The 24,193-nt window shown below is 52.2% G+C and carries 14 protein-coding genes and 1 pseudogene; 3 read left to right on the forward strand and 12 right to left on the reverse strand.

The window, feature by feature from the left end; all coding sequences use genetic code 11:
- Positions 1–35 precede the first annotated feature (35 nt).
- The gene (locus AK95_RS18065; protein WP_071221288.1) at positions 36–815 is read right to left on the reverse strand and encodes an AraC family transcriptional regulator; all 780 of its coding nucleotides are present in this window, start codon (positions 813–815) and stop codon (positions 36–38) included.
- A 159-nt stretch (positions 816–974) separates the two neighbouring features.
- Here AK95_RS18065 and pyk point away from each other — a divergent pair.
- Both pyk and AK95_RS18075 read left to right on the forward strand, forming a co-directional pair.
- Positions 975–2,388: pseudogene (gene pyk, locus AK95_RS18070) on the forward strand (pyruvate kinase).
- Positions 2,389–2,533: 145 nt separating this feature from the next.
- Positions 2,534–3,754 carry an L-dopachrome tautomerase-related protein gene (locus AK95_RS18075; protein WP_071221289.1) on the forward strand — a complete coding sequence of 407 codons (1,221 nt, stop codon included), beginning with the start codon at positions 2,534–2,536 and terminating at the stop codon, positions 3,752–3,754.
- Positions 3,755–3,927: 173 nt separating this feature from the next.
- Here the strand turns inward: AK95_RS18075 and msrA are convergent, their stop codons facing one another.
- From msrA to AK95_RS18090, 3 genes are all read right to left on the reverse strand, one after another.
- On the reverse strand, positions 3,928–4,893 hold the full coding sequence (gene msrA, locus AK95_RS18080) for a peptide-methionine (S)-S-oxide reductase MsrA (protein WP_071221290.1): 966 nt from the start codon (positions 4,891–4,893) through the stop codon (positions 3,928–3,930).
- Between the two features lie 244 nt (positions 4,894–5,137).
- A complete protein-coding gene (locus tag AK95_RS18085) occupies positions 5,138–7,756 on the reverse strand; it encodes a glycoside hydrolase family 95 protein (RefSeq protein ID WP_071221291.1) in 2,619 nt (872 codons plus the stop codon).
- A gap of 72 nt (positions 7,757–7,828) precedes the next feature.
- Positions 7,829–10,609: a discoidin domain-containing protein gene (locus tag AK95_RS18090; protein WP_071221292.1), complete on the reverse strand. Its 2,781-nt coding sequence runs from the start codon at positions 10,607–10,609 to the stop codon at positions 7,829–7,831.
- Between the two features lie 286 nt (positions 10,610–10,895).
- Between AK95_RS18090 and AK95_RS18095 the strand changes: the two genes are divergently transcribed.
- Positions 10,896–12,725 carry a glycoside hydrolase family 97 protein gene (locus AK95_RS18095; protein WP_071221293.1) on the forward strand — a complete coding sequence of 610 codons (1,830 nt, stop codon included), beginning with the start codon at positions 10,896–10,898 and terminating at the stop codon, positions 12,723–12,725.
- Positions 12,726–12,827: 102 nt separating this feature from the next.
- Here the strand turns inward: AK95_RS18095 and AK95_RS18100 are convergent, their stop codons facing one another.
- The 8 genes from AK95_RS18100 to AK95_RS18135 all read right to left on the reverse strand — a co-directional run bounded on the left by AK95_RS18100 (position 12,828) and on the right by AK95_RS18135 (position 23,911).
- On the reverse strand, positions 12,828–14,669 hold the full coding sequence (locus AK95_RS18100; RefSeq protein WP_071221294.1) for a cache domain-containing sensor histidine kinase: 1,842 nt from the start codon (positions 14,667–14,669) through the stop codon (positions 12,828–12,830).
- Positions 14,666–15,691 carry a response regulator transcription factor gene (locus AK95_RS18105; protein ID WP_071221295.1) on the reverse strand — a complete coding sequence of 342 codons (1,026 nt, stop codon included), beginning with the start codon at positions 15,689–15,691 and terminating at the stop codon, positions 14,666–14,668. Before AK95_RS18105 ends, AK95_RS18100 begins: the two co-directional genes overlap by 4 nt.
- A gap of 212 nt (positions 15,692–15,903) precedes the next feature.
- Positions 15,904–17,487 carry an extracellular solute-binding protein gene (locus AK95_RS18110; protein WP_071221296.1) on the reverse strand — a complete coding sequence of 528 codons (1,584 nt, stop codon included), beginning with the start codon at positions 17,485–17,487 and terminating at the stop codon, positions 15,904–15,906.
- Between the two features lie 141 nt (positions 17,488–17,628).
- A complete protein-coding gene (locus AK95_RS18115; RefSeq protein WP_071221297.1) occupies positions 17,629–18,501 on the reverse strand; it encodes a carbohydrate ABC transporter permease in 873 nt (290 codons plus the stop codon).
- Positions 18,502–18,517: 16 nt separating this feature from the next.
- Positions 18,518–19,468: an ABC transporter permease gene (locus AK95_RS18120; protein WP_071221298.1), complete on the reverse strand. Its 951-nt coding sequence runs from the start codon at positions 19,466–19,468 to the stop codon at positions 18,518–18,520.
- A 401-nt stretch (positions 19,469–19,869) separates the two neighbouring features.
- The gene (locus AK95_RS18125; RefSeq protein ID WP_071221299.1) at positions 19,870–20,904 is read right to left on the reverse strand and encodes a glycoside hydrolase family protein; all 1,035 of its coding nucleotides are present in this window, start codon (positions 20,902–20,904) and stop codon (positions 19,870–19,872) included.
- Complete coding sequence (locus AK95_RS18130) at positions 20,901–22,721, reverse strand: alpha-L-fucosidase (RefSeq protein ID WP_071221300.1); 1,821 nt, start codon at positions 22,719–22,721, stop codon at positions 20,901–20,903. Before AK95_RS18130 ends, AK95_RS18125 begins: the two co-directional genes overlap by 4 nt.
- A gap of 392 nt (positions 22,722–23,113) precedes the next feature.
- Positions 23,114–23,911, reverse strand: a complete 798-nt coding sequence (locus AK95_RS18135) for a hypothetical protein (RefSeq protein WP_071221301.1) — start codon at positions 23,909–23,911, stop codon at positions 23,114–23,116.
- Positions 23,912–24,193: the final 282 nt, after the last annotated feature.

The following is a 24,193-nucleotide window of genomic DNA, read 5'->3' on the forward strand; positions in this document are numbered from 1 at the left end:
GGGCATAGACAGCCCTCTTTTTTGCGTTAAATCTTCTATATCGTTCGTGGACGCTCATGCAATAAATCCGATGGAGCGGTGCCCGTGACTCGTTTATAGATTCTATAGAAGTAGGAGAGGTCCTGATATCCGAGAAATACGGCAATCTCCTGTACCGTCAGCTTCGATTCCGTTAACAAATACACTGCCCGTTTGATCCGCTGAGCGTGCACGTACTGGCTGATGGTCTGCCCTGTAACGCTTTTAAAGAGTACCGCTGCGTAATTGGGGGTTTTGCCGATGACATCGCCCAGCTCCTCTTTCGTTATTTTCTCACGGTAATGCCGCTCGATATAAGATTTCATCCGGTCCACGTGCAAGTGCTTCTCCGGCGTGATGACGCCCTTGTCCAGTTCACGACTGATATAAATCAACACTTCGGTCAATAATGCTTCGATCATCAAGACATAATAAGATGGGCGTTCCTGCCACTGCTGATGGATCACCTTCAACCGTTCGCGGATTAACTCATAAACACCCGGTTTAAACTTCAAGGCTTCTTTCCGATCCAGCACGGATAAGACCGACGAGACGCCTTCCGTCCATTGAACGACGGTTTGCGTGTGCGTCACGGTAGGGATGCTTTTGCCATAATACGGAACGCCGGCTGGAATAAGCAGCAATTCCCCTTTCTCCATAATCTGCTTATCGCCATTCACCCAATATACGCATTTTCCATAGGTCACAAGGCTTAAGCGCCATGCTCTTTGCTCATGATCAGCTTCTTCATACCAATCGACACCGCTAATTTGCTCTACTTCTATCGGAGTGATCATAACTCACCTCAAATGCGATACTATAATCCATCCATTGTACTATAGTTCATATCATGATTCGACAAGACAGGCTACAATGTGATCATTAGGGAAGTTTGAATGAAGTCGAAATGCTGTATAAAAGCAGAAGAGAACAAATAAAAGGAGGAACAAACAGCCATGCTAAAAACTAAAATCATATGTACGATGGGACCCGCGTGCGATTCCATTGAGCTGTTGAAGAACATGATTGAGGAGGGAATGACCGTTGCCCGTTTGAATATGGCACATGGCGAGCTGGAGGATCACGTCACCCGGATCCGGAATGTTCGCCGGGCCGCAGCCGAATTAAACACGTATGTCCCGATCATGATGGACATTAAAGGACCTGAAGTACGGATCGGCAAGCTGAAGGAGGCTTCCTGCCTTCTGAAACCAGGTGAGGAGCTGATCCTGACTACCGAAGAAATTCTTGGCGATGCCCAGCGCATCTCGGTCAATTATGCCGAGCTGAATCTAGTGGTTAAACCGGGAGACCGCATCCTGATCGATGACGGCCTCGTGGACCTGAACGTTCTCCGCGTCGACGGACCGGACATTCTTTGCAAAATTATCAGCGGCGGGGTGCTCAAACCACGTAAAGGCGTCAACCTCCCTGGGATCAAAACGACGCTTCCCGGCGTAACCGAGCGTGACGTCATGCATCGGCTTCGGCCTGGAGAACGACATTGAGATCATTGCCGCTTCTTTCGTGCGTCATGGCGACAACATCCGCGAAATCCGCAGCATCCTGAAAGAACGCGGCGCGGAGCATGTACAGATCATATCCAAGATCGAAAACGGAGAGGGCATGGAGAACCTCGACGACATCATTGAAGCATCCGACGGAATCATGGTTGCCCGCGGAGATCTTGGCGTCGAAGTGCCAATCGAAGAAGTGCCTATGATGCAAAAAGAAATGATCGATAAATGCAACCTGGCAGGCAAACCGGTTATCGTGGCAACGCACATGCTGGAGTCGATGCAGGTCAATCCCCGTCCAACCCGCTCCGAGGTGAGCGACGTGGCTAACGCGGTGATCCAGGGCGCTGACGTGGTCATGCTCTCGGGCGAATCCGCTGCCGGCAAATATCCGGTAGAATCCGTGCGCACGATGGCGGCAGTCGCCCGCCGCGCCGAGACGATGATTGATTATAAAGACCAATTCGCTTTCAAATCCAGACAGCAGGTAGCCGATATTACCGAGGTTATTAGCCAGGGTGCGGTTAGCTCCTCCCTCGTGCTGAATGCCAAAGCGATCATTACGGCAACGGAGAGCGGATTTACGGCGCGGATGATTTCGAAATACCGTCCAAAGGCACCGATTATCGCGGTCACGCAGCATGAAGAAGTGCTGGCCAAGATCTGCTTGCTCTCCGGTGTCATTCCGGTAAAAGGCGACAAAGTCACAACGACGGACGAAATGTTCGAATCCGCTACCCGCAATGCCATCAAGACAGGCTACATCGAAAAAGGCGATATTATCGTATTGTCTGCCGGCGTGCCGATCGGTCAATCCGGTAACACGAATCTGATTAAGATTCTGCAAGTGTAACTTGTAATTTCCCAAAAGACCTCCCGGTGAATTTAATCGGCGCCAATCCATCCCTCTGGGCATATAACTAACTTGAGGAATAAGCTCGAAGAATAATCTGCGCTGCGTTAATGGATGAACCGAGCATGTTATCGGAGGTCTTGAAATGGTTGTACCGCATCATTCAGTGGAGGGCCAGTGGCAGCAGCCTGCTGTCCCTCATTGTAAACAAACCCATAGCTATACAAGTCCGTACCAGATGCTCTTCCACTGGAACCGCCTGGACTGGAATTTCCCGAACCCTGCGATGAAGCAGCGATTCGAAGAGCGTCAGGATTGGAAGCACTGCATGCCCGCAGGCGTCAAAGTAGACCGGCAGGGACGCTTCTATGTATCGGTTCCGCGCTGGGCTGAAGGGGTTCCCGCTACGCTGAATACCATTGTGATGGTGAACGGCAAGCCCGTACTGGAGGCTTTTCCAAGCTGGGAGTGGAATACGCCGGGGGATGTTCGGGTGCTGCAATCCGTCCTTGGCTACGAGATTGATGAACATCATCGGATGTGGATTCTGGATCAAGGAAAAATCGCATACGATACCTCGCCCGTAGGCTCGCAAAAGCTGCTCGTCTGGGATCTGAGCGCTAACCGCCTGCTCGACTCTATTGTCATTCCGGACGATATTGCCCCGCCCCGAACATCGTTCCTGAACGACATCGTGGTGGATAACCGCAACGGTTATGCCTATATTACCGATTCGGGCTCCGGCTGGCCGGACCATCCGCTGTATGGCGGAATCATCGTCTACAATATGAGAACGAAGAAATTTCGGCGCGTCCTCGACAGTCATTACAGTACGCAGGACGTCCCCCGTTTCCGGTTTGAGATCGATACCGAGCCGGTATACCGCAACAAGCCGATTCGGACCGGGGCCGATGGCATAGCGCTGTCCGCGGATCGCGGAACTCTATTCTACTGCCAGGTAACGGGGCGCAATCTGTACGCTGTCGATACGCGGCTTCTGCGAAATTTCGATGTTCCCGATTCGATCATCCGGGATTCCGTTCAGACCCTGGGCAGCAAAGGAACGACAACCGACGGCATGCATGCCGACAATCAAGGCCGTGTATTCTACACCATGCTCGAAGGCAAGGGAATCGGTTACTATTCACCGTACACACGCTCGTTCAACAAGCTGCTGTCCGACGACAGAATGCTGTGGGTAGACGGGGTAGCTTTTGATCAGCGCGGCTCGATCATCTTCAACAACAACCGCCTGCACCGCATGTTCGAGGAGCCGCAGAACATCGACTGGGACGATCCTTACAATCTGATTGTATGGAGGGCCTACATCGGGCGGGACGTAAAGTCGTATTTATATGGTTGTTGAGGGTTGTGAAAAAAGGGTTAGGCAGATCGGGCACTCATGCCCTCTGCCTAACCCTTTTGTTATATAACAGCAGCAACTGGACCTCAATGACTGGCAGCCTCCCGCCTGAGATAATAATTCCTGTTCTTTCAGGTTATTCATGTACTGACAGCCTCCAATAAATTTCCCTGTCCCTACTCAAACAATCGTGCGAATTCACCGTACCCTTCCCGAACCATCTCCCCCTCCGGCACAAAGCGCAGCGCCGCAGAGTTTATCTGGTAATGCAAGCCGCCAGGCTGAGGTCCGTCATGGTATAGGTGACCGAGGTAAGAGCCGGACAATCTGCCATAGAGCGCGGTACGTACCTTGCCGCCGCGAAGATCTCCTTTTTTGCTGATATATCCCTCATGGAGAGGTTTTACAAAAGCCGGCAAGCCCGTGCGGGCATCATATTGGTCGGTTGAGCTGAATAAAGGGTCTCCGTTCACCACGTCCACGTAAATCCCCCGGCTTGTGTTATTCCAATGCGGATTATCATAAGCAGGCTCATCCAAGCCCTCTTGCGTCACTGCATACTGGAGCGCGGTAAGACGCCTCCGCAGCTCTTCCTTGTCCTGTTTCCGATCCCAATGCCGCTTAACAAAAGATGCTCTGCCGGAGCCCTCATAATACCGGTTATAGTCATAACGGTGGGTATTATAGTAATTCTGGTGGACATCTTCCGCGGGATAAAAGGGACACGCCGGCAGGATCGGCGTCACGATCTTCCCCTTGAACTGGCCGCTAAGCTGCAGATTGCGCTTGGAGGCTTCCGCCTGCTCGCGCTGCGCCCCGTCATGCACGAAAATCGCTGACCGGTACGACGCCCCACGGTCCATGAACTGGCCTTCCTCATCCGTTGGATCAATCAAGCGCCAGTAAATGTCCAGCAGCCTTGTATACGGGAACACATCGGGTTCAAACCGGATTTGCACAGCTTCGTAATGACCTGTCGTTTCCGTTCCCACTTCTTCATAGGTTGGATTCTCCGTATGGCCGCCCGTGTAACCCGAAACCAGGGATAGAATACCAGGAAGCTCGTCAAACGGCTTCACCATGCACCAGAAACAACCGCCAGCAAATGTCGCCAATTGCGTCTTTCCAATTGCATGATACAAGGCAGTCCCTCCTTTGATGTTTGTCTGTTTCATTATGATACTAGTGTAGTCTTGAGGACTCAATCGCAGCAAGTATCCTTACTCTTCACTAGTATTTTGTGCAATCGATCCGTTATTGAGGTATCAAGTCAGGAATGAGAAAGTAACCCACTTAGGCGCCAACCTTAGGAGTGGGTTACTTTCGTTGTTATAACATTCTATTTGTTCCCTCACAGATAGATTTCTCTATTCTTTTAAATTAAATTTATTCTTCAACCGCTTTATATGTCTCCCTCACAGACTTTCCCCAACTACAGCTTGCACCCTGCTGCATCGAGAACGAGTAGCAATACGCTCCTCCGGATATCGTGGTACTTGTCAGCGTAATCTCCTCAAGCTGTATCTCCTCCATCAGGACCAGCGGTGAACGGGACCATATCCTGCATTCCCCCGTCTTGTCGGCGCGAATCTTCACCTCGGTCAATTCCCCTTCCTCCCAGCGCATGTCGACAACAAAGCCGCCGCGGGCACGAAGCCCCTTCACCTCACCGCTGTTCCACTGCGGGGGCAGCGCGGGGAGAAGCCGTAACTCTCCCGTATGCGATTGCAGCAGCATTTCGGCGACACCCGCAATCCCGCCGAAATTACCGTCGATTTGAAAAGGCGGGTGGCAGTCCAGCAGATTCGGATAAGTCGAGGAAGCCAGCAAATGCACCAGATGCTCGTGCGCTTCCGCGCCGCGCTGCAGCCTGGCGTAATAATTGATAATCCAGGCCCGGCTCCAGCCCGTGTGACCGCCGCCATGCGCAAGCCGCCGTTCCAAGGTCTTGTAAGCCGCATCGGCAAGCTCCGGTGCCTGGACAGGATCAATCTGCTCTCCAGGATACAGGGCGAACAGCTGCGAGATATGCCGATGTCCGGGATCGGCCTCCTCGTAATCATCCAGCCATTCCATGATCCCTCCATGCCTTCCAATCCGCGGTGCCGGAATTTCTTGCAGTACGGTTTGAAGCTCTTCAAGGAAGGCAGCTTCATCACCAACGAGATGGCCTGCCTCTAGACATGCCTGGAACAAGGCCGTCGCAATCTGCGAATCCATGGCGGGTCCCATGCACAAGCTGCCGATGGCTCCGTTCGGAAGCACAAATCGGTTCTCCGGCGATACGGAAGGGCCGGTTATCCGTCTTCCTTCCTCATCCACGGTCATGTAATCCAGCAGGAATACCGCAGCTTCCTTCATGACCGGATACGCCCGCTCCCGCAGGAAATCCGTTTCCCCGCCAAACCGGTAATGCTCCCATAGATGCAGGCACAGCCACGCAGCTCCCATCGGCCATACGGTACAGGTCATCAATATTCCTTCAGGCCGGGTCTCTCCCCATAGATTTGTGTTATGATGCGCTGCGAAACCACGGCAGCCATACATCTCGCGAGCCGTGTCCCGGCCATTCGGAAGCATGCGATGAATCAGGTCGAACAGCGGCTCGTGGCACTCCGCCAGACTCAGCAGCTCTGCCGGCCAATAGTTCATCTGAATGTTGACATTGATCGTATACTTCGATTCCCAGGGCGGAGTAAAGCTGTCATTCCATATCCCCTGCAAATTTGCCGCGAGAGATCCGGGTCTCGAGCAGGAGATAAGCAAATAACGCCCGTATTGGACATACAACGCGATCAATTCGGGATCACTATTCTCTGCAAGGGCCCCTTCTGCCTTGACTCTTTCCTTCAGCAAATTCAACCGCTGATCGGTGGGCAGGAATGAACAATCATCCTCTGCACAATCCGAATTTCCAACTGGATCTGAGCCGGAGATACGGTCTGTCCCATTCGGAATGCCATTTTCCCTTTCAGTTAACCCTGCTCGATTCACACCCTTCTTGCTGGAACCGAGAAATATCGAGAACCGTTCAAACTTCTCCCGATATTCCTCCAGATGGCGGCTTTCCAGCTGTTCGAACGACATGCCTGCTGCATGATCCAGCTGTTCCAGACATACCTTGTCCAGCTGCTGACATCGAAAGGTCGTATGGGCTGACAGCAGCAGCGAAACCGAATTCGCCCCTTCTACCGAGAGAAAATCACCGATGGTTCGGACCCTTCCTCCCTCAGCGACAGCACGCAGCGCCGTGCAAAAGGAAATGCCGTCCGTACCGCATTCGCCCTTCATCAGCAAGGTATCGTGCCCTAACGAATCCGTTCCGCTGTCAAAAGGACGACGCATCAGGTTCGCCGCAAAGGTCAGCGCCCCCGGCCGATCGGCAGTTAGGCGAATCACCATCACGTCATCCGGCGCACTGACAAAATACTGCCTGCGATAGCCTATGCCGCCCGAAGAATAGGATACGGTCACCATGGACCGCTCCAAATCCAGCTCTCGCTCGTAATGCTCCACCGTTTCCTCGGCATCCAGGAACTTGAGCAGCAGATCGCCCAGCGGCTGGTAAGGCTGCTCGTATTTCGGGGATGAAGTCATCGCCATCCGGGCCAGATGCTCAGCCTCGGCCTGGCGTCCATCCCGCAGCATCTGCCTGATCTCGCTCAAATATTCGGTGGCGTCAGGGTTGGCTCCCCTTCCCGGACCACCATACCAGAGGGAATCCTCGTTAAGCTGCACCCGCTCAAGCGAGGTCTTGCCAAAAACCATGCCGCCCAAGCGTCCATTCCCCAAGGGTAATGCTTCGTTCCACTCGGCCGCCGGGGAAGCGTACCATAACCGCAAGCGCCGATTTGCAGATGTATCAGGCTGTCGCCATGCGGTTTCATGACCTGCCGCTTCAATCTTGCCGTGCTGTCCTGCACGATCTGGCTCGGCATGATGTCCCCCAAGAGAACGTTCCGTATCTCTTCCAATTGTCTCCCTCTCCACCTTCTCCACCTTCATACACGTCTCCTTCTTCGCGAAGAAGGGGATGATCAGCGTTTCCCCTGATAATCCCCTGTTCGCTCCATATAATTATGGCTGCTCTGGTATATCTACCGAACCGCCGCCCACAGGCGTACGTGCCAAATTATCCACTGCTTGCTGCCCCAGGCGATCCTTCAACTGCTGGACGAATAAGCTCTGAAGCGCTACATGCCGGTCAGCGTATTCCCAATAGCCGTCCTCGCGCGGTCTTGAATCATAATCATTCGGAACGAGCGGTTTCACATTCAGACCGTCTTCGGTCGGGATATGGCCGATGACATAGTTCTGTGCCGTTGGGGGCTTCTGCGCAACCAGCCCGCCTTCGGTATTCCACATGACGTAATTCGCTCCCGCCCAGCCATGTCCGCTGCCCAGCCAGCCGCGGTCGCGGACGCTGATACGCGCACTGACGTTGTCGTACAGGCCGCCCGTGGACCAGCGATGATGCGGCTCGCTTGTATTGTATTCGCGAGTGGCCTTATTGTCGTACATGACATTCGGTCCTTGTACGCGGCTCTCAATAACATAAGCATGACGTGAAGTTTCAGCATAATTGCGCTGCACCAGATTTAGTTGCCCCTGGATGAAAAAGCTGTAACGACGCCCGCCGGTAATCACGCTGACCATATCGTACATTTCGCTGTCCTGCACGGTGACCCACTTGGCCTGCCGTCCTACTTGCACCAAGGCGTAGGAGAAATGGTAGCCGTCCACCTCGCGCACCCAGGCATTCTTCACGCTGTTCATCATAATGAATCGTTCCGCATGTGCCTCATCGGAATAATACGGGGTATCCAGAACATCGTTATCCATCTTGGTATCGGTCTTGCTCGGATCAAAATCGGATATGGCTCGCATGTTCTCAATCCCAACCTGTTCGATTCGTGACTCATCCGTCGCCTTGAACAGCTTGCCTCCGCCCCATTGACGTTCAATGGCATTCGCTAATGGAGCATCCACCGTAATCCGGTTGCCGTCAATGGCCGTAATGACGCGGTCAAAATCCAGATTGAACGGGGACCACTGCTGCGTTCCCCCGGTTCCTGGCCGCATGTAGATATGGTCCATGCCGATCTCATGAATCCAGCGGTCATTGCCGATTCTTCGTACAGTGACAGAATCGCCCACCTGATAGTCGGAGGCATTCTGCACATGGAATGATCGCGATCCTGCCGGAACGTACAGATCCTGGATGTCCGTCTCCGTCCCGTCAACAATTGCCGCACCATTCGTTCCGCCCACGACAATCAAATTTCTGGCAGTTGTTCCCGTGCCGCGAATAATGGTGCCGTCCTCGCTCTTGCCTTCACCCCCCAGCACGACCCCGCTGGCCTGAATGTTCAGGGAACCGCCGACCAGATACGTGCCCTTCTTCAGCAGCACCGCCCCCCGGAAGCCATCCGCTTCACGCGGCATCCGGGACACCTCATCAATTGCCGCTTGCAGCATCATAGTATCGTCCCCGCCGGTCGGCTGTACGGCAATTCTCGCCTGAACGTCGGGCAGTTTCACACCGCCACCCCTATAACCGACGTTTGAGAAATCGATGATCCGGTTCCCCTTATAATCGGGAACATACACCATCTTGCCGTCTTTTCCGGTAAAGGCGATTTGGCTCTGACCGTCAGGAATTCCCTTCTTGGGCATGACGGTATAAAACAAGCTGTCGTAGTAGGTTCCCCCGTCAGTGGCTTGGAAAGTCATCCGCACCTCATACGTGCCCGGTACCTTCATCCCATCCGGAAGTGTTAACGATTGCGTTACCCCTGCCTGCAGCGACTTCGTGCCCAGCGAGCCTCTGGATTGACCGTCCTTGAACCATCTGGCGGATACGGTTCCATCCAAATTCGGAGCGATCGTTACAACTGGCAGTTCCTTGCCTTCCCCCAAGATCGCCGCCTCGCCAATCTTTTGGACCAATGCCGGATGCGTGAACGAACTGAAAGCAATGTACTTCGCATCCTGGAATTCCTGGTCGTCCTTCACGACAATCCAGAAATCCGGCGTACGCATCGCTTGGCCGTTGATGCTGGTTTCCGCATACATCCGGGTGGCTCCTACCTTGACACCGGTTACCGTGCCTTCGGAAGTAACCGCAGCGCTGGTTCCCACTACATGATATTGAACCTGGCCTTGAGGCAGCGTCATCCACTCGCCGTTCACCTGTTTGCCGCGCGCCTCCACGACAGATGTACCTCCTATGTCCAAGGTAAGTTCATCATTGTTGTTATAAGGGGTTCCATCCGGCTTCACGAAGGCCAGCTCCGTTACATCGGACGGGATTCCTTGATCTCCATCCTGCATATAAAGCTCCAACTCCTTAAGCTGAACATTGAGATTTCGGCTTAGCTGCAGCGATACCCGAATTTGGGAAGCGCTTACGGAATCAAAGGTGATCGATTCCTGACCGTCCGCTCGAATACCCCCGTTCTTCGTGTAGGCTCTGGTCCAGGACTCACGGTCCCGGGAGTAATCCACTTCGATACTTCCCAAATTATCTCCCCGGTTCAAATCCAGGACGACCTGGTTCAAGGACTGCTCGCTTCCCAGATCCACCTGTATGTATACACTCATGTCCTCACGGTCTGTGCTCGCCGGCTGCCAGTAGGTATCACGACTACCGTCAATGGCCTTCACAGCTTCACGCCCGCTGATCTCGGAACTGGCCGTCGCCTGCTTATTCAAAGCCAGGTTGACCCGCTCCATGGCATCCGGCAACGCCGTTTCACCCTGTATTGGCGGATTGCCGAGCGAAAACAGAAGAATACCCAGCAGCAGTATGAAACTTCCTCTTCTTGCCTGCCTGTTACGCTTGCGTACCTGTCTCATCAATCATCACCCATCCTTTGTCATATGTAGTGACTACGATCCATCCCGCGATTACATGACTCCCTCCTTTCAAACACCTTTGATGATGCTTCCATGATAAAACGGCGACTGCCCGCCAGACCATGCCGTAACTTGCGGAATGGCCGTGTTTTTTTATGGAGTAACACAACGTAAGAAAACACAACCCGGAGCGAACGGAGCCGTATGCTAAGGCTTCGCTGTGTCCGTTACAATGAAACTGCAATGGATACGACATTCTTGTAGCGACAAGGAAGGAGTTTCGTTTATGGATCATGAGTTATCCCGGCCTCCGTCAGCCCCCTTTCACGCACAACTTCATTCGCCTGACGGGAATCTGCAGATCACACTGGAACAAGAACATAACAGCCCCCTCTTTTATACGGTTATGAACAAGCAATTCCGGGTTCTCGAGAAGTCACCGCTCGGACTGATAACCGACAAATACAAATTTCAGCAAGGCATCATTCAAGGGGTTGAGTACAACACGATCACGGAGCGTTACGAGCTTGTGACCGGCAAGCAAAAATCGCAGTCTTACGAAGCAAGCGAGATGGTGCTGCTGACTTCGGTGGAGAATCATCAGGTGAAGATTCGTTTCCGTGCTTTTCAAGACGGCGTTGCATACCGGTATGAGCTGCACGGAGAAGGAGATATTCGCATCGAGAACGAGCTCTCCGGATTCCATCTTCCGGAAGACCGGATGCTCAACGTTTGGGCGCAGCCGTTCATGAGGTGTTATGAACGAACCTTCGACCATGCCATGCCGGAACATCTTCGGGGAAGGCATTTCGGTTTCCCGCTGCTGGTCCAATCGGCAGAGGATCAATGGCTGCTGCTGACAGAAGCTGCCGTGGATGGCGGTTATGGCGCCAGTCATCTCGCAGTGGATGAGCAAGATGGCCGGAAGCTCCGCATCTCGTACGCCCCGGATCAGGAAACGCCGATTGCTGCGCAGCTTCCACTCTTAACGCCTTGGCGTGTTATGATCATCGGATCGCTAGGGGAGTTGGTCTCCTCTTCGGTAACGACTCACCTATGCCCCCCGTCCGTGCTTCAAGATATCTCTTGGATCTCCCCGGGCCGAGCAGCCTGGTCCTGGTACGCGGAAGGCGATTCCTGCGGCGATATGAATATTCAACGACAGCATGTGGATTTTGCCGCCGAGATGGGATGGGAATACAGCGTCGTGGACGGCGGCTGGGAAGGCAAGCTGGACGTGCCGCAGCTTATCGCTTACGCGAAACAGCGTGGCGTCGGCATCTGGCTGTGGACGCATTATAAAGGACTGAAGACGAGGGAGCTTCGTGAAGAGAAGTTGCGCCTGTGGGCATCCTGGGGCACCGTTGGCATCAAGGTCGATTTCTTCGACAGCGACAACCAGGAGACGCTCCAGGTCTATGATGCCATTGCCGAATCTGCTGCCAGGCATCGGCTGATGGTCAATTTCCATGGATCGACCAAACCAAGCGGCGAGCATCGGACTTGGCCTCATGTGATGACAAGAGAAGGCGTTTACGGTGCGGAATACTACCGGGCGCAGAGTGAAGGGCCTAACGCAGTTCATCTCTGTACGCTGCCGTTCACGAGGAATGTGATCGGCTCCATGGATTTTACGCCGGTCACGTTCAGCAGACGGACCACGACCACCCAAGGGCAGCAGCTGGCCCTGGCCATCCTCTTCGAATCCGGCATCCAGCACTATGCGGATGCGATCTCGGTCTTCGCGGATCATCCCGGCAAACCGCTTCTGGCCGCCGTTCCAACCGTCTGGGATGAGATTCGGCTGCTGGAAGGTTATCCGGGCCGATTCGTTACGATAGCAAGACGTTCTGGCGAGGAATGGTTTGTCGCATCGATCTGCGCCGCGGGAGGTCGAGACATCCAGATCCCGCTGGATTTCCTTGAAGATAACCAAGCCTACCAAGCCGTGATCTATCAGGAACAGGCTGAAGCGGACGAATATCGATATCGTTCCGTTCTTCCTCCCATTGAGGTTCATACGGAAACGTGCTGCGCCAAGGATACCATCAAGATACGTCTCAAGGTGTACGGCGGCGTTTCCATCCATCTCACGCCGCAAACGGGGAGCATGTAACCCAATCATTCTTGCGGGATAAGAAGGGGAAACCTCTGAGGGTTATACCTATTACTTCAAAAAGCACAAGGCCTGACCTCCAATACGGAGGCAGGCCTTACACTATGCTCGCGGCGGACACGGCATGACCATGCGGATGGTGGTTCCCGTTCCCTCGCCTGCCGAGGTTACGCGGAGTCCGTAATTCTCGCCGAATACCAGCTGAATCCGCCGATGCACATTCAGCAGCCCGATGCCTCCGGTACCGCTAAGGTTCAGGGAGGATTCAGGCACATGATTCACATGGTCGTACTCGTAGGACAGCCGTGCCGCAACCTCGCGCAGCTGTTCATCCGTCATGCCGACACCGTTATCCGTCACGCTGACCCAGAAGGAATTTTCATCGCATCCGGCAGAGATCATGATGTACTGCGATGCTTCGATTCCGTCCGGAAAGGCATGCTGGAATGCATTTTCGATTAAGGGCTGGAGCGTCAATCGCACCATTTTATATAGAAGCAGCTCATGGGGTACCTCCACCTGAAGATCGAACTCCAGGTCGTGCCGATGCTTCATGATCGTCATATAGTTCAACACATGCTTGAGCTCATTCGCGATCGTGATCTCCTCCAGCGACGTCAGCAAGGAATACCGCATCATAAAGCCAAGCGAGGACACCATTTCAGTAATCTCCGATGAACCTTCGACCTCGGCATAACACACGATGGTCTCCAGCGTGTTGTACATAAAATGCGGATTGATCTGGAGCTGAAGCGCCTGGAATTCGGCCTTCTGCCGTTCGATAATCGTTTTCTGCTGCTGCAGCTCGGTCTCGTATACCCGCTCGATTAATTCCGACAGCCGGGTCACCATCAGATTGTACCGCTGCATCATTTCCGTCAGCTCGTCCTCGCGTTTAGGAAGCTCCAAGGGAATCCACCGCCCCTGTTCCGTCTGGCGCATCCCGCGGATAATCGTCTGGATGGGCTGCGTAATGGACCGGGTAAAGCGGTAAGCAAGCAAACAAGCGGCAATGAGGCTGATCAAGCCGATCGTCCAAACCGTAGAACGAATGCTGGCAATCGGCTTGCGCCACTCCTCCAGCGGCATCGAAGCCACCAGACGCCATCCGGAATAGGGAGACATCCGCGTCATAAACACCCTCTGATCTCCATCGGCCGTCGTATATTTGAAGGATTCCTCGTCTGCGCCCATAATGGCGGCAGTCAGCTTCGGATCCTCGGCCGGAGACGAGGCGTTATGCACCAGCCCCTCTGGCTGGTAGACTACTTGGCCGCTGGCATCCGCGATATAGAAGTATCCGCGTTCGCCAAGATCAATTCCCTTCCAGAGGGAGGATAACTCCTGGGAACGCACTTCCATGGCGAGCACGCCTTTTTCCGCTGTGGAGGATAGACCCTTGATCAGTCTCGTCATGCGTACAACGCTGCCGCTGCGTCCTGGTATAATGCTCTCCGTATGAATCATGAGACCGCTTTCATCCTTCGTCGTATTGCGGAGGTCCGTCAGCTGCTTCGCCTTCTCCCCTGCACTGAATACCGGAGCGGTAAAATCAGAGCCGAAGCTGTACGTGGCATTTCCGTTGTAAGACAGGAGATACATGGTCAGCAGCTCGGGCCCCCGATCCATGAGGGGACGGAATACCGTATCCTTGATCGTCGAGCTGATTTGATAGTACTCGTAATGGTCCGCCGGGTTAGGCAAATCCACGAATTTCTTCAATTCCCGGTTGGTCAATAAGGAGATCATCGTGCGGTCGTAGGATTTAATGTACAGATCGGTATGGTTCAAGGCATTCTGTACGATTTGCGACATATGCCGGTCCAGCTGGCGGTCCAGCTCGGCTGATGAGCGCGTGTAGGTAACGATGCCGATCAACAAGGTAGTCAGCACAATGATGGATACAAAGTACAGAAACAGCTTGCGGTACAGTTTATTTTTCATCCGTTAAAGCCCAGCATCGTCCGATATTCCGTCGGCGTATGTCCCGTTACCTTCTTGAACATTTTCGTAAAATGGGGGTAATCCTCGTAGCCGACATTAGCCGCCACGTCGATGATCCGCATATGCGGCAGGGCCAGCAGCTCCTTCGCCCGCTCCATTCGCCGGTGAATCCGGTACCTTACAAAGGTATCGCCCGTCATCTTCTTAAACATCGCGCTAAAATACGTCGGCGTATAACCGGCCATTTCCGCCACTTCCTCAAGGGTGATCTCCTCGGACAGATGCGTGTCGATATACGATTTCACTTCATCCAGCGGGTTCTTGAAATTCCCCCACCGCTGCGTTACCAGATCGGCGGTCATCTGCTTGACCCTCAGCTCGAACTCGTTCAACAGCTGCTCCTGCACCGTGTGGTGACCGATGGGTTCAATTACCGAAACCTCCATGTACCCCTTCGAGACGAGACGACGGAAAATCATGCCCACCGCATCATCCAGCAGCTGCTGAAGCTGTGGAACACTGAGTCCCGCCGCCTGCAGATGCGCCCTCCAATCGAGCAACAGCCGATCAAGCTGTTCAGTCTGCAGCATCCAGATCTCCTGCCCGATATTTTCAATCCAATCGACATAGGAAGCCAGCGATACAATACCTTTATTGCGGTGTTTGACAATCGCGTCAAACGTTTGGTGCAGCACTACGCCAGTGACCGGCTTTAGCAGATAATGCTTAACCCCGTAAGCCAGGCATTGCTGCGCATATTGGAATTCGCCATAACCCGATATAACGATTATTTGAATGTGCCCGTACTGCTCATGAAGCTCCTGACACAGCTCCAACCCGCCCATACGTGGCATGCGGATATCGGTCAGCAGTACATCCGGCTCGAATTCCTTGATGAGGGAGAGCGCATGCTCACCATTCACGGCCGTGTCGATGGCATCAAACTGCAGACGGTAGGTCTCCGCCATCTTGACCAGCCCTCTTCGGATTACAGGTTCGTCGTCAGCAATAAGCAACCGCATATCATTTTAGCCTCCTGTATGTAAAAGAATAAGTATGAGGCAAACATCGAATGGAACAATAAGGTACCCGCGGCGGATACCTGTGATGGTAAGACCGGCGGATACCTTGATTTTTCATCCTTCGCTCATTTTTGTTTAAACGCTTACATATTGGATCTATTGTACACGATTTAAGGGGCAAACAGGAGATGCCCTGCTTCCTATCTTGGATGTTATCTCGTACGGTCTACCACATTCTCTTTGTTCTTCCAGCGCTCCGTCGCTTCCTTGATGATCTCATCCCCGCCCTTGGCCCGGTATTCCTCCAGCACCTTCGGCCAATCGGTGATCGGCTGCTTGCCGTAAATCATCTTCACCATGCTGTCCAGGATGAATTTAGGTCCCGTATCACCGGTCGAAGCCAAATCCGGGAACTTGGAGAAGCTGTTCAGATTGGCCATGAACGTAATGCCGCCGCGGCCTTCATTGCTCAGCACATCGCTGAACGCCTTGATCACGTCCTGACCATCCTCGGTAAGGGCCGTCTGCTTCTTGTTGTAAGTCAGCTCATGAACGAACCACAGCTGGTTGGCCCGGAAGCCCGCCTCATCGACCTCTTGTTTGGTCACAGGCCACTTATAGTTGACATTCCCGTTCTCCATCGTGTAATTCTCGCCCTCAATCCCGAAGGAGAAGAACATATCGGCTTCCTCCGTCAGCATCCAATCCAGGAATTTAATGATTTCGACGGCTTTCTCCTTACCAACCTTGTTATTGATATAATACGTGGTCGATACCGAGCTGTATAAGCCGAGTCCGCCCTTGCCGTCCGGTCCGGTCGGGGACGGGTAAATATCCACCTTCATCGAAGGATCCACTTCCTTCAGCTTGGTGCGGAACCCGATCAATCCCTCGCCGTTGGAGGCCCACATCCCGGATTTGCCGGCATTGATATTGCGTCCGTAATCCTCCTGAGAGAGCGAAGCGAAATCCTTCGGGATTAGACCCTCATCGTACATCGTCTTATACGTCTGAAGTGCCTTAGTCATGTTCTCAACATCGAAGAACTTCGGTACGACCTCCCCATTCAGCTCCATGAACTGGAACGGTAGCACATCGTATGCCCCAAGGAAAGTATCCGCATATTTAAAGCCCTCACGGTACTGGTATGGGTGCTCTACACCCAGCTTCTTAAAGGCACGCAGCATATCCAGGTACTCTTCCACGGTTTTAGGCGCTTCCTTGATGCCGGCCTTCTCCATCAGATCCGTGCGAATGAAAGTGGCACGGCGGGACGGATTTTCCAGCCAGGCCGGGATGCCGTAAATTTTGCCGTTATAGGATACTTCCTCCCACGCTGCCGGAGTGACCATTTTCATCAAGTTCGGAGCATGCTCCTTAAGGAGGTCATCCAGCGGCATGAACACCCCGGCTTCCACCGAGCCTGACATGGACCCTGTCGTTGGACCTCCCCGCATATTGCCCACAACGTCCGGGATTTCGTTGCCTGCAAACATCAGACTCATCTTCTGATCAAATTCCTTGTGGGACATCAAGCGGATATCGAGATCCGTGTTCGTCATCTCCTCCAGCTTCAGCACCCATTTGTCCTTATTGATATCGGGTGACGATTCGATGTAGGTGTTGCCGCCCGTGGAAAAAGAAATCGAGAAGGCCAGCTTGCTGGAGTCTGTACCTTGCTTCGTTTCTTCCGGCTTGGGACTACTGACAGCTCCCTCTTCCGCTTTTCCCCCGCACCCCGCGAGCAGTGACATCATCATGACGCTGATCAGTAAGACCGTCCAACTTTTTTTCATCAACCTCTCCCCTTTTTCACGAAAAAATAGACAAGTGGCTCATTCATGAGGTAAGCGCTTTCGTTTAATCCATTTCATCGTAGCTCATAACCCTCATATGCAGTATTGGCGTTCTTATTATGGGATTGTGTTCTTTTACGATCAAGATTTGATCGAACCGATGAGCATGCCCTTAATAAAATATTTCTGCAGGAACGGGTAGACCAGGATGATCGGCAGCGTAGCGATCACAATCGTGGCCATCTTGATGCCCTCCGGGGACATATTCGCCAGATTTTCAAACGTGGTGTCCATCTCTCCCATCTGATCGGTTATGACGATCTCTCTCAGACGAACCTGGAGCGGAAACAGCTGACGGCTATTGATATAGTATAGAGCCGACGAGTACGAATTCCAATGCGCAACGGCGTAAAACAACCCCATCGTCGCCATGACCGGCTTGGACAAAGGCAGCACGATGCTCGATATGATCCGCAGCTCCCCGCACCCGTCGATCCGGGCCGAATCAATAATTTCGTTCGGCAGATTCATGAAGAACGAGCGCATGATGAACAGGTTGTACGCGCTGATCGCGCCCGGAATGATCAGGGCCCATACCGTATCCAGCATGTTCAGCGATTTAATGAGCAGATAATTCGGAATCAGGGGCGCACTGAAAATAAAAGTAACCAACACGAGCATAAGGATGACTTTTCGTCCCCGATATTCATTGCGCGACAGCGGATAGGCCAGCGAGGCCGTTGCGATCAGGTTGATCCCGGTCCCCACGACGGTCACGAATACGCTGATCATAAAAGAACGCCATACGGAAGTATCGTTCAAGACAATCGCGTAGTTGGACAGGGTGAACTCAACCGGCCACAGGCCGACGTCTCCCCGCGAAATGGCCACATCGCTGCTGAGCGATTGCGCCGCAACGTGCAGGATTGGGAATATCATGGCAGCCGACACAACCGCCAGAAAGATATAGTTGAAAACTTCGAATACGGATTCGCCTTTTGATCGTTTTATCATGTTTTCGGTCACCTGCCTAGTATAAGGAATTTCCGGTCGTTTTGCGGCTTATGGCGTTACCGCCCACGATGAGCAGCAGCCCGATGAGGGATTTGAACAGGCCGATGGCCGTGGTGTAGCTGTACTGCTGTCCGAGAAGACCAACGCGGTAAATGTACGTATCCAGAATGTCGCCTTTATTCTCGTTCAAGGCATTCAGGAACACAAACACGCGCTCAAACCCGAAATCGAGGAAATTGCCGATGTTCAGCAGGAACAGAATCATAATCGTGGGCAGAATCGACGGAATCGTTATCGCCAGAGTCTGGCGCCACCGGTTCGCACCATCTACGCGTGCAGCTTCATACAGATCCGGGTTGATCCCGGCCAGCGCCGCCAAATAAATAATCGTTCCCCAGCCAGCTTCCTTCCAAATGCCGGATCCGATCAGAATGCTGCGAATATAGCTTTCCTCGCCAAGGAAGTAAATCGGTTCGAGTCCCACCCACATCAGAATCTGATTAATGATCCCCGTGGTCGGAGACAGAATGCCTACCGCAATCCCCCCGATAATGACCCAGGACAGAAAGTGGGGCATGTAAATGACCGTCTGCAGCACCCGCTTGTACAGGACAAGACGAATCTCGTTTAACAGCAAGGCCAGAAGGATCGGTACCGGAAACGCAAATACAATGCTGTACATCCCGATCAGCAGAGTGTTCCAGAAGATCCGCAGAAACTCCTCGTACTGAAACATCCGGTAGAACTGATCCAGCCCCACCCATGGGCTTTCCCATATGCCTTTGAATAAGTTGTACTCCTGAAATGCCATGGCGCTGCCGAATAAAGGGACATATTTAAATACCAGAAAATAGAGGATGCCCGGAATCGAGATGAGGTATATCGCCTTGTACTTGCGAAAGCTGGATAACCATTCCCGGCTCCGCGCTGACGGTGTTAGCCGCGTGCTTGGGTTGATGTTCGCCATAAGGACCTCCCGTTGTAAGTTTTCCTTCGTATTCATCGTATAAGCGGAGGTCCATACCAACAATGGCGGCATTTGTTTGTCGATGTGTTTTTTTACGATTGTGTTTGGAGATCGCGGGTTGCGGGGCGGAAATAGAAAAAAAAGCCCTGCTGCTTAACATGGTCTATGTCTAAACCCGCCATGTTAAGCAGTAGGGCTTGCACGGGGTGTACACGCAGCCGTACACGGGCATGGCCGCTGCACCGCGCATGCTTCCAATGATTGGGGCTTCCCCAACAATATGGATCGCGCCTATATATTTAAGTTTATAATTCCCCCCTAAATAGCGATTCATGGGATACAAGAATACATCCGCTTCAGGATCTTTTTATGTGATGCCCCGTTTCGGATACGTTTCGCTCTTACTCGTCGTCGTTCTCCACGATCTCCCGAATTGGAATCGCCATATTCCAGGTCTCCGTACAGTCGTGAAATCCGTTGGTTCCGTCCGAGGTCGCGGCAAACATCCAGGCTGGACGACCGTCCTCCATGAGTAAAAACGGCCGTTCGAGGTTACCCATTAGCCGTTCCGAGCCATCATCCCACCGTACTCTGCGAGAGTAAACCGGTTCTCCTGGTTGGGTTGTCATCTCCCACTGTTCCCCGTTCGCCGACCAAGCATGGACTCCGCTATAACGCTCTCCGCAGATAGAGCCGTCCATGTCCTTGGCAATCATCTCGTACCCGCGAGCCGTGCGCCAAACGAAGGGATCTTCAATATGAATGGCTGGGGGAAACAGCGGTTCAGGCTGACGGGCGAAAGGCCCGTATACCGATTCCGAGCAGGCCAAACCCAGCTGCATGTTGCCATAGGAATGCCCTTCATAGGGACGAGATTTATAGATGAGCTTCACCGAACCATCCTCATGAACACAGGGGGCCGGATTAGACACCAAGAAGCTGTCAAAATAATTCGGGCGGGGCAGCAGAACCGGATGATCCCTTCGAGTCCACGGGCCGGTTACGGAAGGGGCAGTCGCCACGCCGATCCGTTTGTTGGCCCTGGCAACCACGACGAGCGGATCATTCGGAAGCAGCGGCACCCCTTCTTCAGGCAGCGGAAACGGAAACGTCGTGCCCATATAATAGAGCACGTACGAGCCCTCAACCTTCACGATATGTGGGTTGTGCACGCTGCATCCATCCCAATAGGCCGGCGATCTGGCCCCGAGCACCGTCTCCTCGTATACATACGGTCCGGCAGGATGGTCGGAGACCGCACGGACGATCTCCGAGGCCGCAAGCCAGCCGGGATGCATGGGCAAGGATTTCGGCCAGCGTGAAGCAAACATATGGTACCGTCCGTCCTCACCCTTGATGACGCTGCCGCACCATATCCAATAACCCGGCATTCGAAAGCCTCCTGCAACCGGTGCAGGAGCAAATACGATGTTCATGAATCCTCACTCCTCTTCACGGGTAGTAGCGTAACCTTGCGCAAATTCATTAAGGAATCCGATACCAGCGATAGCCCCCGTACTTCAAGACGGTGTACGCCTGCCGAGAGAATGGCCAGTTGACCCATTTCAAATTCTCCCCAGCATCCGTCGCCACCCGTATCGCAAACGGTATAAGCGAGCTTCCGTTCATCCAGGGACAATTCAAACCGTCCACCCGCCTGATCGGCTCCTGCAGAATAAGTGACCATGACCCGGCAGAGAATCGGCGTCTCTTCCTCCGATCGAAACGTCCATAGAACAGCCGCAGAAGGTGTGGTCCAGCCGGTAACGCCGTCATGACCACGTTTTCCGTTATCGTATCGCAGACCATCGCCCTCGATAACACCATCATAAGCCCAGAACGTATTCGCCATCTGGGAGATAAACCTTGGAGTGAGATTCGTCTCCAACGCTCCATCCAGCCTCAGCTTGATCACCGTCGCATAGGCGTCCTGAGGTACCGAACGCACATCAATCTGCCAATCCCATGTCCCAAGCTGTCGAATCGGCAGGTTGTCCTCCTTCGCTCTCGTTCCGATAGGGCTCGCATATTGAACTCCGCTAGCGATACCGGGCAGTACCAGTAAACCATCCTGCGGCCATTCTCTCACCAGCAGGTACAAGAGATTCTCATCCGGCTTCCATGTACAATAACCCCACTGCGGCGTACCGATCGGACTGCCGCTCGTGCCGTATATCGCTTCGCCGTTCCGCTCCAAAAAGCTGCCCACCGTCTCCAGCAGGCGTCTCGACGTATCGTCAATCGCTCCGCTTCCGAGCGGCCCGATATTCAGTACCAGATTGCCGTTCGCAGCTGCCACGCGCAGCAGCTGTTCGATCAGTTCATCCGGACTCTTCCAGTTGTCATCGTCATAACGGAACCCCCAGGAATCATTCAGCGTATGAATCGATTCCCAGTCCGACTGCACCGGATGGAACCGGAGCTGGTTATCATGCGGATTGCCGTAATCCGCAAACCGGTCATCCCGCAGCCGCTTGTTAATCAAGCAATCCGGCTGCAGCCGGCGTACCCGATCATGGAACCATACGGCATACTCGTCGCTGATCTTATGACCGCAATCAAACCACATCAAACCAATCGGACCGTAGTCGGTCAGCAGCTCCTCCACTTGAGGAAGAGCTTTCTCGTGAAGGTAACGCTCAAAGCGTTCCCGCTTATCGTCATCGTCGATCCATTCCTCCAGCACATCCCACGCGCCGATATTCCCCGGATAATCCAGCGTGTTCCCCTGCGAATCGGGATGATGCCAATCCATGGCATGGGAGTAGTAGATTCCAAGGCGAATCCCCTCCGCTTCGCAGACCTCTGCCAGCTCCTTGATCGGATCCCTTGGAAAATGAGCGTGGCGAGTAATCGAATACTCGCTGACTTTGGAATCGTACATCGCAAACCCATCATGATGCTTGGCTGTCATGATAAGATATTTTGCCCCGGACTGCTTGGCCAGCGCTGCCCATTCATGCGCATCAAAAGCCTCCGGGTTCATTTCCGCAGCGGCCTCCGCATACTCGGCCACCGGAATCTTCCCCCTTAACTGGATATGCTCCGCATAATTTGCATCCACCCGTTCGCCGTTCCACTTCCCGCCCAGCATCGAATAGGGCCCCCAATGCACGAAGAGCCCACAGCGAGCTTCGCGCCACCAGGCTATCCGACGGTTACGATCATGATCATTTACCAGCTTATTGCTTGCGAGAACATTGGACCTTTCCTGCATAAGTCCTGCCCCATCCATGTATTCGTCCCGCTTCATACACGCCCTCCTCGCTGGCCGGCCATCGGCCAGAACCGTCTAATAACCTCCATTATAGAAGTTATGCCATGACAGCCTCTTTGTTTTTTTGGGTTGGGGTTGTGTTTTGTTGAGGTGAGAGGTCTTCGATTGAATGTCACAGTAATTCCATAGACTCATGGAGGGTGCAGTTAATTTTGATAAAATCTGATTTTCCACCTTGGATTTAGGCGCAGCTTTTTACCTTTATCCATTCCCCCCTTAATATTGATCCAGAATTTACCGATAGAGTATTGGTAGTGAATGATAGGTAAACACAAATAAAGGGGATTATATATGCTTTGTAAATTTGGAACACTCTAAATTTCACTGAAAATGTTATATGCGATATTAAAAGAAAGTATGTGAACTAGTTAGTCAAAGGTGATGATCATATTCTTTTTGTTCTTCTGTATTCTTATCAGTAGATAAAAGCTGACGATTTGAGTGACTAAAGACAAAATTGATAGACCTTCATAAATGAAAATTAAAACTGGTGAAAGTATTATATATCCAAATAAAAACCACTTATATGTCCTTCCCTTATCCCTAACGTTACTCTTTATCAGAGTTATAACTGCTAGTATTGCTATTGCGCTTACAAAAATTGAAGTTAAAAAAGATCCTACAAACAATTTAGAATACCAAGTGTCTTGAGATTGATACTTAATGTAGCCCAGCAACAAGAACCATAGAAGAAGCCATATCATCATGATCGGTTTGAAAGGATCCGATAATCTCTTAATAAAACCTTCAACATCGGTACTGCTGTCATATTCAGAAAGTCTTTTTTTATCTTCCTCTAACTTCCTCATATCAACTTCAATAAAGGCTAGCATTGTTTCCAAATAGGCCGGATCTCCATATCTGTGATAGTCCATTACTACTCGCCGAACATCTTCACTTAAGAAGGGACTAAAATCTCCAATTTTATTAATAAGGCTAAGTTTTAATTCTCTGTGCCCCTTATCATGAAGTAGGCCTGCGGTACTCGCTTGTAATTGACTATATACCCTTATTTTCTCGTTAATATTATTGATCTTCGCCTTGTTATTCTGATTAATCATTTCCTTGAACTCTTTGTACATCCAAATAGTCGATGTACCCGCAATAATAATTACTAAAGTAGTAATAGGATTAGCACCTATTAATTTTGATATCTCTGACCACATATTGTCGCTCCTTATCCTCCTTATTACAATGAAACTATAATATAGTTCTATAGACTTATTCAATTAAACGACATGATATTCCTCTGATCACACAAAATTCACTATTGACCTTAGTGGAAAATCGACAAACAGCTGATAGGAATTGTTGTCATGTATGTACATTTTATAAAAGTAGATACCCATCTTGATAGTCATCCAATATAAGGTATATATTTTTTAACAATCATAGTTTGACAATATTCACCAATAACTATTATACTTTCTATGTGTTAACTACTCAGA

The sequence above is a fragment of the Paenibacillus sp. LC231 genome, assembly GCF_001860525.1.
GTDB lineage: Bacteria > Bacillota > Bacilli > Paenibacillales > Paenibacillaceae > Paenibacillus_AQ.

What these genes read in the sequence shown, in the direction of transcription:
- AK95_RS18095 (WP_071221293.1), top strand. Translation starts at nt 10,896, where the DNA reads ATGGATCATGAGTTATCCCGGCCTCCGTCAGCCCCCTTTCACGCACAA.
- AK95_RS18135 (WP_071221301.1), bottom strand. Translation starts at nt 23,911, where the DNA reads ATGTGGTCAGAGATATCAAAATTAATAGGTGCTAATCCTATTACTACT.
- AK95_RS18090 (WP_071221292.1), bottom strand. Translation starts at nt 10,609, where the DNA reads ATGAGACAGGTACGCAAGCGTAACAGGCAGGCAAGAAGAGGAAGTTTC.
- AK95_RS18125 (WP_071221299.1), bottom strand. Translation starts at nt 20,904, where the DNA reads ATGAACATCGTATTTGCTCCTGCACCGGTTGCAGGAGGCTTTCGAATG.
- AK95_RS18100 (WP_071221294.1), bottom strand. Translation starts at nt 14,669, where the DNA reads ATGAAAAATAAACTGTACCGCAAGCTGTTTCTGTACTTTGTATCCATC.
- AK95_RS18130 (WP_071221300.1), bottom strand. Translation starts at nt 22,721, where the DNA reads ATGAAGCGGGACGAATACATGGATGGGGCAGGACTTATGCAGGAAAGG.
- AK95_RS18105 (WP_071221295.1), bottom strand. Translation starts at nt 15,691, where the DNA reads ATGCGGTTGCTTATTGCTGACGACGAACCTGTAATCCGAAGAGGGCTG.
- AK95_RS18065 (WP_071221288.1), bottom strand. Translation starts at nt 815, where the DNA reads ATGATCACTCCGATAGAAGTAGAGCAAATTAGCGGTGTCGATTGGTAT.
- AK95_RS18115 (WP_071221297.1), bottom strand. Translation starts at nt 18,501, where the DNA reads ATGATAAAACGATCAAAAGGCGAATCCGTATTCGAAGTTTTCAACTAT.
- AK95_RS18085 (WP_071221291.1), bottom strand. Translation starts at nt 7,756, where the DNA reads ATGAAGGTGGAGAAGGTGGAGAGGGAGACAATTGGAAGAGATACGGAA.
- AK95_RS18075 (WP_071221289.1), top strand. Translation starts at nt 2,534, where the DNA reads ATGGTTGTACCGCATCATTCAGTGGAGGGCCAGTGGCAGCAGCCTGCT.
- AK95_RS18120 (WP_071221298.1), bottom strand. Translation starts at nt 19,468, where the DNA reads ATGGCGAACATCAACCCAAGCACGCGGCTAACACCGTCAGCGCGGAGC.
- AK95_RS18110 (WP_071221296.1), bottom strand. Translation starts at nt 17,487, where the DNA reads ATGAAAAAAAGTTGGACGGTCTTACTGATCAGCGTCATGATGATGTCA.